We start from the raw sequence: 13254 nt of genomic DNA, 5'->3' as shown, positions 1-13254 counted from the left end.
GGTGCCGGCTGCCCCCCACCGGGCGCGTACCCGCTCGCGCGTCGCGTCCCGACCAGCAAGGAACGACCATGGCGTCCAGCCTGACGAAGGACTCGGTCTCACCCGGCACCCCCGGTTCCGAGAAGACCTTCTTCGGCCACCCCCGCGGACTGGCCACTCTCTTCATGACCGAGATGTGGGAGCGGTTCTCCTACTACGGCATGCGAGCTCTGCTCCCGCTGTACCTCGTCGCCCCGGGCGGCATGGGCCTGAACGCCGGCACGGCGACGGCCATCTACTCGGTGTACCTGTCGCTGGTGTACCTGCTCACGATGCCGGGCGGCTGGTTCGGCGACCGGGTCCTGGGCCCGCGCAAGACCGTCGCCGTCGCCGGCGCGGTCATCATGCTCGGCCACCTGACGCTGGCCCTGCCGTCCGCCGGCACCTTCTACGCGGGCCTCGGACTGGTCGCCCTCGGTTCCGGTCTGCTGAAGGCCAACATCTCCACGATGGTCGGCCAGCTCTACGACGGTCCGGACGACCCGCGCCGTGACGGCGGCTTCACCATCTTCTACATGGGCATCAACCTCGGTGCCTTCTTCTCGCCGCTGATCATCGGCACCGTCGGTGAGAGCGTCAACTGGCACCTGGGCTTCGCGCTCGCCGCGGTGGGCATGGGGCTCGGAGTGCTCCAGTTCCTGCTGGGCAGCCGTCACCTCGCCGCGCACTCCAGCGTCGTGCCCAAGCCGCTGTCCGCCGCGGAGAAGTCCTCCACGCTGCGCAAGGCCGCCCTCTGGGCCGGCGTCGCCGTCGTCGCCTACGCCGTCCTCGGCTTCTCCGGCAACTACACCCTGAACTGGATCCTGGTCCCGCTGACGCTGCTCGGCGTGATCATTCCGGTGCTGGTGCTGGTCCGGATCAAGCGTGACCGGGACCTGGACCAGGCCGAGCAGTCGAAGATGTCCGCGTACATCTGGTTCTTCGTGGCCGCGGCCATCTTCTGGATGATCTACGACCAGGGCGGCTCGACCCTGGCGATCTTCGCCGACTCGTCGGCCGAGAACAGCGTCTTCGGCTGGGAGTTCCCGGTCTCCTGGTACCAGTCGGTCAACCCGGTCCTGATCATGGCGATGGCCCCGGTCTTCGCCTGGTTCTGGCTGGCGCTGAACCGGCGAGGCAAGGAGCCCAGCACGATCGTGAAGTTCGGCTCCGGTCTGGTGCTGGTCGGCGCGTCCTTCTTCCTGTTCCTCGCCCCGCTGTCCATCGCCGAGGGCGGTCACAAGGCGGCGGCGATGTGGCTGGTGGCGATCTACTTCACCCAGACCGTCGGTGAACTGCTGCTCTCCCCGGTCGGGCTGTCGGTCACCACGAAGATGGCGCCCGTGAAGTACGCCTCGCAGATGATGGGCGTGTGGTTCCTGGCCGTCACCGCCGGTGACGCCACCACCGGCCTGCTCTCCATCGCCGGCGTCGACCTGAACGGGTCGGGCGTCGTCGCGATGGAGGCCACCCTCGCCGTGGCCGCCGGTGTCGCGGTGTGGATGTACCGCAGCAAGGTCAAGTCGCTCATGGGCGACGTCCGCTGACCTGCTGAGCCCGGCCGGTTCACCGGCCGCCGTCTCGCGACGGAGGGCCCCGCGTCCACATACCGTGGACGCGGGGCCCTCCGGGCGTTCGTACAGCGGGCGGGGCGGGAGTGCCGCCGTCCGCTCAGGCGGGTGCCCCGAGTTCCGCCCACACGGTCTTGCCCGCGATGCCCGGGGTGCGTACGACCCCCCAGTCGAGGCAGAGCCGCTGGACGATGAACATGCCGTGGCCACCGGGCCGGCCCGACCGGTGCGGGGTGCGCGGGGTCGGCTGGCCGGCGCCCCGGTCGGTGACCTCGAGCCGGATCATCTTGTTGTCGCAGACGATGCCCAGCTGGTCGGGCCCCTCGGCGTGCAGGCAGGCGTTGGTGACCAGTTCGGACACCACGAGCAGGACGTCCTCGGCGGCGGCCCGCCGGTCGGCGGTGGCGGCGGGCAGCCAGCCCCACGCGTGCAGCGCCTGGCGGGTGAAGTCACGGGCGAGGGGCACGACGCCGCTCTGGTCGTCGAAGCTCAGCCGACGGACCTGACGCCCGCCCGGCGAACCCGTGGGTCCGGACGACGGTCCCGCCGGCCCGGACGACGATCCGGACGGCACGGCCACCTCTTCGGACCCGCTCGCCGTCGGCACGCCGCCCCCGGGAGCGCCGCTGGGCTCCGGACCGCGGTCGCCCGCCGGATGGGGCCGGGTGGTGCTCATCAGCGCTTCACCTCACCGATTCACCAGTTCATGGTTTCAAATGATCCGTCTTCAGTCAGTCGTACGGTGCGGGATCGTCCGGTTCCCGGTGTCCCCGCGACCATGACGGCGGACACATTCAGCTTGTCTCCTGCCCGGAGCGCCCCCGGGAACACTTCCGTGTTCGCACGAGGAAGGCGCGACGGCAGACAGGTGACACGGAGCGTGACGCGGGGAGGAACCCGTCGCGGGGCGCGGAGAAAACCGCGCCGGGAGGAGAACGCCGGTCCCGGGACCCGCCCCGGGGTGGCGCCGGCCTGCCCGCGCGGTCATCCGGAATCGTCGGCGAGAGCCGCCTCGAGGCTGTCGTGAAGGGTGAACACCGCTTCCGCCCCGGTGATCTCGAACACGCGTGCGACCACGGGCTGCATCCCCGCGAGGTGCACCCCGCCTCCCGCGGCGTCCGCCTTCAACCGGGCACCGAGCAGCACGTTGAGCCCGGTGGAGTCGCAGAAATCCAGCCCGGAGCAGTCGACGACAAGCCGACTGAACCCCTTGGCGAGGCACTCCTCCAGCGGCTCACGCAACAGATCGGCGGTGTGGTGATCCAACTCACCCGCCGGAGTCACGACGGCACTGAGGCCCTCTTCCCGAACCTCCACCAGAAGCCGGCCCGACTGTGCGCTGCCGACCGTCCCGCGGTCCATGCCGACTCTCTCTCCCACCGGTCGTAACTGCTGCTGACGTTGTCGAACTTTACGCCCTGCCGCCGCACTTCGACAGCCGAACAATCGGCCACAAACGGACATATGGCAACAGAACTCACTTGCGGTGAGTTCATGGAAACGGGTAGGGCTAGTAAGGACACGTACCCGACACGGCCGGCTTTGGAGGCGCCGCACACCGCAGTGCACGTAACGGCATCGGCAGCCATATGCCGAGAACGATGGAGGACATCATGTCACCCCGGCTCGACGCATCGCGTACCCAGAAAGCGACGTCGACACTCCCTCCGGAACATCTGGCTCCCATCGAGCAGGACGACATGGGTGTCGCCCCGGACGACGGCCTCCTCGCCGGCCTCCCGGAGATCCCCCCTTATGACGAGGTGGACCCGGTCGACGCGCGGGCGTTGTCCAAGAGCCTCTTCGAGCGGCTGGAGTCGCTGGAGGAAGGCACCCGCGAATATTCGTACGTACGCAACACGCTCGTCGAACTGAACCTGGCCCTGGTCAAGTTCGCCGCCTCCCGGTTCCGCTCGCGCAGCGAGCCGATGGAGGACATCATCCAGGTCGGCACCATCGGTCTGATCAAGGCCATCGACCGCTTCGAGCTGTCGCGCGGTGTGGAGTTCCCCACCTTCGCGATGCCGACCATCATCGGCGAGATCAAGCGCTTCTTCCGTGACACCTCGTGGTCCGTGCGCGTACCGCGCCGGCTGCAGGAACTCCGGCTCGACCTGGCCAAGGCCGGCGACGAGCTGGCCCAGCGGCTCGACCGGTCCCCGACCGTGGCCGAACTGGCCGAGCGCCTGGGCATCTCCAAGGACGAGGTCGTCGAGGGCATGGCGGCGTCGAACGCCTACACCGCCTCCTCGCTGGACGCGCAGCCGGAGGAGAACGACATCGAGGGCGCGCTGGCGGACCGGATCGGTTACGAGGACCACGGACTCGAAGGCATCGAGTACGTCGAGTCGTTGAAGCCGCTGATCGCCGAACTGCCGCCGCGCGACCGGACGATCCTCTCGCTGCGCTTCGTCGCCGGGATGACCCAGTCGGAGATCGGCGAGGAGCTGGGTATTTCACAGATGCACGTCTCCCGGCTGCTGTCGCGCACGCTGGCGCGGCTGCGCAAGGCGCTGACCGTGGAGGAGTGACGGTCGGGGATCGACAGCCCGCGCCCCGCGCCCTGTCGGCGCCCGGTACCCGCGAGGGGTCTCCGGCGCCGACAGGGCGCGGGGCGCGACGCGTTACCCGCGGTCACCCCTTTCCCCGCGGGCCTTCTTCCTCCACTATGGGCACGCCCAGACCGGCCGGTATGTCAGGACGACGGGTCCGCCGGACATGCCTTCAGGAGGCAGCTCATGGATCGGGGGGACAGAACCGTCCACGGCGACGGAGCCGGTGACGGACACCCGGGTGCGTACGCGGGCGCGTCCGACATCCGGCTGACCGAGTCGCTGCGCGCCGACACCCCGGCCGCGTACGCGGCGCTTCAGGAACTCCGCGCCCGGCACGGCCCGTCCGTGCTCGCCTACGCCCGCCGGTGCACCACGGGCGACTCCGGCGCGCGTCAACTCGCCGCGCAGGCCTTCACGGACGCCGCCCGCGAGACCGCCCGGGGCACCGATCCCGGCGGCCCCCTGCGCCACCGGCTCCTGCTGCTGACCGCCCGGACGGCAGCGACCTGGGCCACCGACGGGCGGGCCGGCGGGCTCGACCCCGGACTGCACCTCGTGCTGAGTGCGTCCGGTCCCGAGGGCCCGGTCCCGTCCATGCTCGCCGCCTTCCGGACACTGCCGTACCGGGCGCAGGGCCTCATCTGGTACGGCATCGTGGAACAGGAACCCGCGGACCGTACGGCGACGTTTCTCGGCCTCGCCCCTCAGGACGTGGCCTACGACACCCGGCCCGCGCTGCAGTCACTGGGCCGGGCCTGTCTGCGGTCCCGGCTGGCCGCCTCGGACGATCCCCGGTGCGTCGACTTCCGCCGGCTCATCGAGGAGGCGGTACGGCCCGACGGCCCCCGCGACAGCGCCGACCTGAACACCCACATGGCCCGCTGCGGGCACTGCGTCGCGGCGTACGAGGAACAGCGCGCCCTGCGGGAAGCACCGCGCACCACCCTGGCCGAGGGGCTGCTGCCGTGGGCGGGCACGTCGTACACCGCACCCCGGCCGGGGCCCGCCGAGCCGTCGGCCGGCCTGGGTGCCGCGGGCGGTCCCGGTGCCGCGGGCGGGACGGGGCCGCTGTCCCGGCGTCTGGTGCTGGCCTCGGCGGCGCTCGGCGTGGCCGTGGTGCCGCTGCTCCTCCTGCTGTGGTCACCGGGCGGCACACCGGCCGAGCACGCCTCAGGACCGGGCCCCACCCTGGCGGTCCCGCCGCCGGTGACCGTGACCGCCACCCCCTCACCGCCCCCCACCGTCTCCGCGACGCACTCCCCCGCGCCGTCCCCCTCGAAGACCGGGACGCCCCGCCCGTCGGACACCCCGCACCCCACGCCGTCCCCGACACCGCCTCCCACGCCGTCCGCCACCCCCGCGTACCCTCCGCCGGGCGGCGGGTACGCGCAGGTGGTGAATCTGGCGTCGGGCCTGTGCCTGGACATCGACGGTGACCTGGAGAACCGCACGGACGTGGTCACCGCACCCTGCGACTCCTCCCGCTCCCAGCGGTGGCGGGTCGACGCGGGGCGCGGTGTGCTGCAGTCCTACGCCGACTCCGACTACTGCCTGGACAGCCGGGGCGCGGTGGGCCGGGGGGTCGGCATCTGGGAGTGCGACTCGGTGGACGGGCGCAACGGACAGAACCTGCGCTTCGCCGTCGACGCCCGGGGAGTGATCCGCCCGGCCATCGCTCCGGACCACGCGGTGACACCGGCCGGGGGCGGCTCGGTGTCCCTGGCCGGGGAGGCGGGGCGGGCGGACCAGCGGTGGCGGGCCGGGGTTTAGAGCCTCTCGTTCGGATCGGGCCGGATCAGAGCGCGCGGACGCCGCGCCGCCACACCCCGCCGACCAGCGGGACGCCGGGGCGGTAGGCCAGGTGGACATGGCTCGGGGCGTCGAGGAGGACGAGGTCGGCGCGGGCCCCGGGGGTGAGACGGCCGATGTCGGTGCGCCGCAGGGCCGCGGCGCCGCCCGCGGTGGCCGACCAGAGGGCCTCGTCGGGTGTCATCCCCATGTCCCGCACGGCGAGCGCGATACAGAACGGCACCGAGGACGTGAAGGACGACCCCGGGTTGCAGTCCGTGGACAGCGCGACGGTGACGCCCGCGTCGATCAGCCGGCGGGCGTCCGGCCACTCGGCCCGGGTGGAGAACTCGGCGCCCGGCAGCAGGGTCGCCACCGTGCGGCTGCCGGCCAGGGCGTCGACGTCCGGATCGGTGAGGTGGGTGCAGTGGTCGGCACTGGCCGCGTCGAGTTCGACGGCGAGCTGGACGCCGGGACCGTGGGAGAGCTGGTTGGCGTGGACGCGCGGGTGCAGGCCCTTCGCCCGGCCCGCGGTGAGGATCGCGCGCGCCTGGTCGCCGTCGAAGGCGCCCTTCTCGCAGAAGACGTCGATCCAGCGGGCGTGCGGCGCGCAGGCGTCCAGCATCGCGCCGGTGACCAGGGCGACGTAGCCGGCCGGGTCGTCGGCGTACTCGGGGGCGACGATGTGGGCGCCGAGGTAGGTGACCTCGTCGGTGTGGCGGGCGGCCAGCCGCAGGGCGCGGGCCTCGTCCTCGGCGGTGAGGCCGTAGCCCGACTTGGTCTCGAGGGTGGTGGTGCCCTGGCGGAGCGCCTCGGTGAGCAGACGGGTCAGGTTCGCCTCCAGTTCCGCCTCGCTCGCGGCCCGGGTGGCGGCGACGGTGGTGCGGATACCGCCCGCGCTGTAGGGGCGGCCGGACATCCGGGCGTTGAACTCCTCGGTGCGGTCGCCCGCGAAGACCAGGTGGGAGTGCGAGTCGACGAAGCCCGGGATCACCGCCCGGCCCTCGGCGTCGACCCGGTTGTCAGTGGCGGGTGCTTTGCTTGTTCCACCGGTCCACACGATGCGGTCGCCGTCCATGACGACGGCCGCGTCCCGGACCAGGCCGAGGGGAGAGTCACCGAGGGAGGGATCGTTGGTGACCAGCGTGGCGATGTTGACGATGGCGGTGCTGCTCATGACGTCCTCGTGGGTGGCGGCGGGGGCGGGGCCGGGAGGCGTGCTCAGACGCTCGTTGTCCGGGCTCTCGATGGTCAGGTGGCCGATGTTCAGGCGCCCGTTGGTCAGTCGCTCAGTGCCGCGATCGCCTGCGCGAGGGCGTGCGGCACATCGGGGACGAGGGTGTGCGCCCCGTCGCGTACGACGTGCCGTCCGGCCACGATCGTGTGCCGTACGTCGGCCGCCGTCGCGGCGAATACGGCCGTCTCGGCGCCGAGTCGGGGCGGTGGCCCTGCGGTTCTGACCGACTCCAGCGTGAGGGTGGTCAGGTCGGCGAGCGCTCCGGGCTCGATGGTGCCCGCCCGCTCCCAGCCGAGTGCGGCGTGGCCGTCGGCGGTGGCCGCCCGCAGCAGGGCGTTCGCCGTCCAGTGGCCGCGGGTGCGGGTGCGCAGGCGCTCGTCGAGCTCCAGGGCGCGCGCCTCCTCCAGCAGGTCGATGACGGCGTGGCTGTCCGAGCCGAGGGAGAGCGGGGAGCCCCGGCGCTGGAGGGAGGCGGCGGGGCCGATGCCGTCGGCGAGGTCGCGTTCGGTGGTGGGGCACATGCAGGTGCCGGTGCCGCTGCCGCCGATCAGCGTCATGTCCTGGTCGGTGAGGTGTGTGTTGTGGATGCCGGTGGTGCGCGGTCCGAGCACGCCGTGGTCGGCGAGGAGGCGGGCCGGGGTGCGGCCGTGCGCCTCCAGGCAGGCCTCGTTCTCGGCGGTCTGCTCCGACAGGTGCACATGCAGCGGGGCCCGCCGCTCCTCGGCCCAGCGTGCCACGGTCGCCAACTGGCGGGCGGGCACGGCCCGTACGGAGTGGACGGCGGCACCGATCCGCGCGTGATCCCGTTCCTTGAGAAGTGAACAGCGTGCGGCCCAGGCCTCCGCGGTGCCGTCGGAGAAGCGGAGCTGGTGGGTGCCCGGCGGTTCGCCGAAGCCGGCGGACAGATAGGCGGCGTCGAGGAGGGTGATGCGGATGCCGGCCTCGGCGGCGGCCGCGATGAGGGCCTCGCCCATGACGTTGGGGTCGGCGTAGCGGGTGCCGCCGGGCGCGTGGTGGACGTAGTGGAACTCGCCGACGGCGGTGATGCCGGCGAGGGCCATCTCGGCGTACACGGCGCGGGCGAGCCGGTGGTAGTTCTCGGGGGTGAGCCGGTCGGCGACCGAGTACATGACCTCGCGCCAGGTCCAGAAAGTCCCCGAGCCCACCTGGACGGTGCCGCGCAGCGCGCGGTGGAAGGCATGGCTGTGGGCGTTGGCCAGGCCGGGGAGCGTCAGGCCCCGCAGCGCCTCGGCGCCGTGCGGCGGGGCGGGCGTCCCCGGGCGGACGGCGGTGATGCGCCCGTCCGCGACCTCGACGGCGACACCCGGCTCGATGGAGATCCCCCCGGCTCGTGGGGTGCCGAGCCAGGCGTGCTCCAGCCAGTACGTCCGTGCGGTGGTCACGTGCCGGTCAGTCCTTCCAGTACGTCGGCGAGGGCGAGCACCCCGGCCACGCAGTCGTCCTCGTCGGCGTGCTCGGCCGGGGAGTGCGAGACGCCTGTGGGGTTGCGCACGAACAGCATGGCGGTCGGGATGCTTCCGGAGAGGATTCCGGCGTCGTGTCCGGCACCGGTACCGAGGACGGGGACGGGCGCCGTGCGGTCGCGGCCCAGGATGCGGGCGAGTTCGTCACGCAGGGCGTGGTCGAACTCGACGACGGGTGTGCGGGACTCGCGGACCACGTCCAGCTCCACGCCGTGGGCGGCGGCGTGCTCGCGGGCCGCCTTCTCCACCGCGGCGACCACGGCGTCCAGGCCCGGCTGGTCGACGGCGCGGGAGTCGAGCCAGCCGCGCACCAGGGAGGGGATGGCGTTGACGCCGTTCGGTTCCACGGCGATCTTGCCGAAGGTGGCGACGGCACCGGCGAGTTCGGCCTCGCGGCGGGCGGCGAGGACGGTCTCGGCGTACGGCAGCATGGGGTCGCGGCGGTCGGCGAGGCGGGTGGTGCCGGCGTGGTTGGCCTCGCCACGGAAGTCGAACCGCCAGCGGCCGTGCGGCCAGATGGCACTGGCGATGCCGACCCGGTCGCCGGACAGGTCGAGGGCCCGGCCCTGTTCGACATGCAGTTCGACGAAGGCGCCGATGCGGGCGAGCCGTTCGGGGTCGAAGCCGATGGCGTCGGGGTCGTGGCCGGCGGCCTCCATCGCCCGAGGCAGGGGGGTCCCGTCGCCGTCGGTGAGACGGTGCGCCTGCGCGCGGGTGAGCCGGCCGGCGGTGAGCCGCGAGCCGACGCAGGCGAGCCCGAAGCGGGCGCCCTCCTCGTCGCCGAAGTTGACGATGCCGAGGGGACGGCTGAACGACGTTCCTCTCCGGCGCAGTTCGTCGAGGGCGGCGAAGGCGGAGACGACTCCGAGGGGCCCGTCGAAGGCACCGCCGTCCGGCACGGAGTCCAGGTGGGACCCGGTGACGACGGCGTCCCCGTCGGCGGGGTCGCCCAGCCAGGCCCACTGGTTCCCGTTCCGGTCCACTTCGTGGCGCAGCCCCCGCAGTTCGGCCTGGGTGGCGAACCAGGCCCGGCATTCGGCGTCGGCGCCGGTCCAGGCGTACCGCCGGTAGCCGCCGGTGCCGGGGTGACGGCCGAGGGGGAGCAGATCGCGCCACATCGCCTGGAAGGTGGGGGGTGGGGCCGGTGAGGTCGGCGGGCTCGTCGCTGGGGCCGATGGGCTCGGTGCTGGGGCCGGTGAGGTCGGTGGGGTGCCGTGGGTCCCGCTCTCGTCGTGGGTCACGCGCCCTCGCTCCCGTTCTCACAGCCTTCGCGGCCCTCACGGCCCTCACGGCCTTCGCGGTTCTCGCGGCCCTCGCGGCCTTCGTGACCCTCGCGCATCGGCACGCGCACCCCTCGTTCCGACGCTACCGAGTCCGCGATGTCGTACCCGGCGTCCACGTGCCGGATGACGCCCATCCCTGGGTCGTTGGTCAGCACGCGCCGGATCTTCTCGCCGGCCAGGCGGGTGCCGTCGGCGACCGTCACCTGGCCGGCGTGCAGGGAGCGGCCCATGCCGACGCCGCCGCCGTGGTGGACGGAGACCCAGGAGGCCCCGGACGCCACGTTCACCATGGCGTTGAGCAGGGGCCAGTCGGCGATCGCGTCGGACCCGTCGAGCATGGCCTCGGTCTCGCGGTACGGGGAGGCGACGGAGCCGCAGTCGAGGTGGTCGCGGCCGATGACCACGGGGGCGTACAGCTCGCCGCTCGCGACCATCTCGTTGAACCGCTCGCCGGCCTTGTCCCGCTCGCCGTACCCGAGCCAGCAGATGCGCGCGGGCAGGCCCTGGAAGTGGACGCGTTCACCGGCCAGCCGGATCCAGCGGGCCAGGGACTCGTTCTCCGGGAACAGTTCGAGGACGGCCCGGTCGGTCTTCGCGATGTCGGCGGGGTCGCCGGACAGGGCGGCCCAGCGGAAGGGGCCCCTGCCCTCGCAGAACAGCGGGCGGATGTAGGCGGGGACGAAGCCGGGAAAGGCGAAGGCCCGGTCGTATCCGGCGAGTTCGGCCTCGCCCCGGATGGAGTTGCCGTAGTCGAAGACCTCGGCCCCGGCGTCCATGAAGCCGACCATCGCCTCGACGTGCCGGGCCATGGACCGGCGGGCGCGGGCGGTGAAGCCGGCCGGGTCCTTGGCGGCGGCGTCGGCCATGTCCTCGAAGGCGATCCCGGCGGGCAGGTAGGCCAGCGGGTCGTGGGCGGAGGTCTGGTCGGTGACGATGTCGACGGGGGCGCCCAGGGCGAGGAGCTGCGGGAGCACCTCGGCGGCGTTGCCGAGGAGGCCGATGGAGAGCGGCCGGCGGGCGTCGCGGGCCTCGGTGGCCAGCCGCAGGGCGTGGTCGAGGGAGTCGGCCCGCACGTCCAGGTACCGGTGCGCGATGCGGCGGTCGATGGCCCGGGGGTCGCAGTCGACGCAGATCGCGACGCCGTCGTTCATGGTGACGGCGAGCGGCTGGGCGCCGCCCATGCCGCCGAGGCCGGCGGTCAGGGTGATGGTCCCGGCGAGGGTGCCGCCGAACTTCTTGGCGGCGACCGCGGCGAACGTCTCGTAGGTGCCCTGGAGGATGCCCTGGGTGCCGATGTAGATCCAGGAGCCGGCGGTCATCTGCCCGTACATGGTCAGACCGAGGGCCTCCAGGCGGCGGAACTCCTCCCAGTTGGCCCAGTCGCCGACGAGGTTCGAGTTGGCGATGAGGACGCGCGGGGCCCATTCGTGGGTCTGCATGACGCCGACGGGACGGCCGGACTGGACGAGCATCGTCTCGTCCTGCTTCAGGGTCCTGAGGGTGCGGACCATGGCGTCGAAGGAGCGCCAGTCGCGGGCCGCCTTCCCGGTGCCGCCGTAGACGACGAGCCGGTCGGGGTGTTCGGCGACCTCCGGGTCGAGGTTGTTCTGCAGCATGCGCAGAGCGGCTTCCTGGGGCCAGCCCGGGGTACTCAGTCCGGTGCCGCGCGGTGCTCGGACGACTCGGGGTCCTGACATGGTCCGCCTCCTGGTGACGTGCTCCCGCCCTTACTGCAGATATTCACACATTCGCAGCCTGAATAGAGCTAGTCAATACGGCCGGGGTGTCGGCGCGGGCCGCCGGGCGGTGTTTGGCTGGGCATATGGGCACTGGCATGGAGAAGGCCGAGCACGCCGAGGAGACCGAGAAGACCGCGCACGCCGAGGAGGCGAGGGAAGCGGTGGCTCATGACGAGGGCGGGCCGGGCGACGAGGGCGGCCCGGACGGCGGAACCGGGGCGGGAGCCGGGCGGGCGGCCCGGCGGGAGGCGGCGGTGCGGGCCGCGGTGGAACAGGGGCTGCTCGGCCCCGGCCGCCCCCTGGTGGCCCTGCTCGACGTCACCGGCATCCGGGAGTCGGCGGCCGAGCTGCGGGCGGCCTTCGCGGCGGTGACACCGCCCGGCACACCCGTGCTGCACGCCTTCGCCGTGAAGGCGACCCCGCTGGTGCCGGTGCTGCGGCTGCTGCACACGGAGGGCATCGGGGCGGAGGTGGCGAGCCCCGGCGAGCTGGCACTGGCGCGGGCGGCGGGGGTGCCCCCGGAGCGGACGGTGCTGGACTCGCCCGCCAAGACACCGGCCGAGCTGCGGGAGGCACTGTCGCTGGGCATCGCCGTCAACGCGGACAACCCGCAGGAGCTGGCGCGCATCGACGCCCTGCTGGCCGACACCCCGGCGCGGCCGGCCGGTCTCACCCCCTCCCGCTCCTCCTTCGGCCTCCGGGTGAACCCGCAGGTCGGGGGTGGCGCCATCGAGGCGCTGTCCACCGCCACGGCGACCTCGAAGTTCGGGGTGGCGCTGCGCGACGAGGGAGCGCGGGAGTGGGTCGTGCGGGCCTGCCTGGACCGGCCGTGGCTGACCCGGCTGCACGCGCACACTGGCTCCCAGGGCATCGCGCTGCCCCTGATGGCGAGGGGTGTGGCGGAGGCGTACGCGCTGGCGGAGGAGATCAACCGGCGTGCGGGGCGGCGGCAGATCGACACCGTCGACATCGGCGGCGGCCTGCCGGTGGACTTCGCCTCCGACGCGACCAGCCCGACGTACGCGCGGTACGCGCGGCTGCTGAAGGAGACCGTGCCCGGACTGTTCGACGGGCGGTACGGGCTGGTCACCGAGTTCGGGCGGTCACTGCTGGCCAAGCACGGCACGGTCGTCGCCCGGGTGGAGTACGCCAAGAGCGCCGGCGGACGTCCGGTCGCGGTGACGCACGCGGGCGTGCAGGTGGCGACCCGGACGGTGTACGCGCCGACCGCGTGGCCGCTCAGGATCGCCGCGTACGACGCCGAGGGGTCGCCGAAGGAGGGCCCCGCGGTGGTGCAGGACGTGGCGGGGCCGGCCTGCTTCGCGGGCGACCTGCTCGCCCGGGGACAGGCGCTGCCCCTGCTGGAGCAGGGCGACTACGCGGCGGCCCTGGACACGGGCGCGTACTTCTTCGCCCACCACTACGCGTACAACTCGCTCCCCCGCCCGGCCGTCCACGGCTTCACCGCCGACGGTCCCGGCCGGGTCACGTTCGCACTCGTGCGCCCGGCCCAGAGCCTCGAGGAGATCGTGGCCGAATCGGGCGGTGCCCACGCGGACGCCCTGATCTCCTGACCGTC

Annotated in this window: 10 protein-coding genes; 4 read left to right on the top strand and 6 right to left on the bottom strand. The window is 72.9% G+C overall.

Annotation, left to right across the window (positions count from 1 at the left end):
• Window positions 1–68 precede the first annotated feature (68 nt).
• Window positions 69–1565 (top strand): oligopeptide:H+ symporter, encoded by a 1497-nt coding sequence (locus ACTWJ9_RS19865; RefSeq protein WP_279335586.1) that lies wholly within the window; start codon window positions 69–71, stop codon window positions 1563–1565.
• Between the two features lie 124 nt (window positions 1566–1689).
• On the opposite strand, the gene ACTWJ9_RS19860 is transcribed toward ACTWJ9_RS19865, so the two are convergent.
• Together ACTWJ9_RS19860 and ACTWJ9_RS19855 are read right to left on the bottom strand one after the other, a co-directional pair.
• A complete protein-coding gene (locus tag ACTWJ9_RS19860) occupies window positions 1690–2265 on the bottom strand; it encodes an ATP-binding protein (protein ID WP_279335585.1) in 576 nt (191 codons plus the stop codon).
• Between the two features lie 308 nt (window positions 2266–2573).
• On the bottom strand, window positions 2574–2951 hold the full coding sequence (locus ACTWJ9_RS19855) for an STAS domain-containing protein (protein ID WP_279335584.1): 378 nt from the start codon (window positions 2949–2951) through the stop codon (window positions 2574–2576).
• A gap of 239 nt (window positions 2952–3190) precedes the next feature.
• Between ACTWJ9_RS19855 and ACTWJ9_RS19850 the strand changes: the two genes are divergently transcribed.
• Both ACTWJ9_RS19850 and ACTWJ9_RS19845 read left to right on the top strand, forming a co-directional pair.
• Window positions 3191–4120, top strand: a complete 930-nt coding sequence (locus ACTWJ9_RS19850) for an RNA polymerase sigma factor SigF (protein WP_279335583.1) — start codon at window positions 3191–3193, stop codon at window positions 4118–4120.
• Window positions 4121–4327: 207 nt separating this feature from the next.
• A complete protein-coding gene (locus ACTWJ9_RS19845; RefSeq protein WP_443294519.1) occupies window positions 4328–5914 on the top strand; it encodes a ricin-type beta-trefoil lectin domain protein in 1587 nt (528 codons plus the stop codon).
• Between the two features lie 25 nt (window positions 5915–5939).
• Here ACTWJ9_RS19845 and hutI read toward each other — a convergent pair whose 3' ends face one another.
• The 4 genes from hutI to hutU all read right to left on the bottom strand — a co-directional run bounded on the left by hutI (window position 5940) and on the right by hutU (window position 11633).
• Entirely contained in the window at window positions 5940–7109 is a 1170-nt protein-coding gene (gene hutI / locus ACTWJ9_RS19840; protein WP_279335580.1) for an imidazolonepropionase, read from the bottom strand.
• Between the two features lie 104 nt (window positions 7110–7213).
• Window positions 7214–8572 carry a formimidoylglutamate deiminase gene (locus ACTWJ9_RS19835; protein ID WP_443294518.1) on the bottom strand — a complete coding sequence of 453 codons (1359 nt, stop codon included), beginning with the start codon at window positions 8570–8572 and terminating at the stop codon, window positions 7214–7216.
• Complete coding sequence (locus ACTWJ9_RS19830; RefSeq protein ID WP_443294517.1) at window positions 8569–9771, bottom strand: allantoate amidohydrolase; 1203 nt, start codon at window positions 9769–9771, stop codon at window positions 8569–8571. Before ACTWJ9_RS19830 ends, ACTWJ9_RS19835 begins: the two co-directional genes overlap by 4 nt.
• A gap of 119 nt (window positions 9772–9890) precedes the next feature.
• Window positions 9891–11633, bottom strand: a complete 1743-nt coding sequence (hutU, locus tag ACTWJ9_RS19825) for a urocanate hydratase (RefSeq protein ID WP_279335577.1) — start codon at window positions 11631–11633, stop codon at window positions 9891–9893.
• A 125-nt stretch (window positions 11634–11758) separates the two neighbouring features.
• Between hutU and ACTWJ9_RS19820 the strand changes: the two genes are divergently transcribed.
• A complete protein-coding gene (locus ACTWJ9_RS19820) occupies window positions 11759–13249 on the top strand; it encodes a diaminopimelate decarboxylase (RefSeq protein ID WP_443294516.1) in 1491 nt (496 codons plus the stop codon).
• Window positions 13250–13254: the final 5 nt, after the last annotated feature.

The organism is Streptomyces sp. GDS52, assembly GCF_052246875.1.
Classification (GTDB): domain Bacteria; phylum Actinomycetota; class Actinomycetes; order Streptomycetales; family Streptomycetaceae; genus Streptomyces; species Streptomyces cathayae.
The sequence above is the reverse complement of the archived record's forward strand: the minus strand, read 5'-3'. Positions and strand labels throughout refer to the sequence as shown.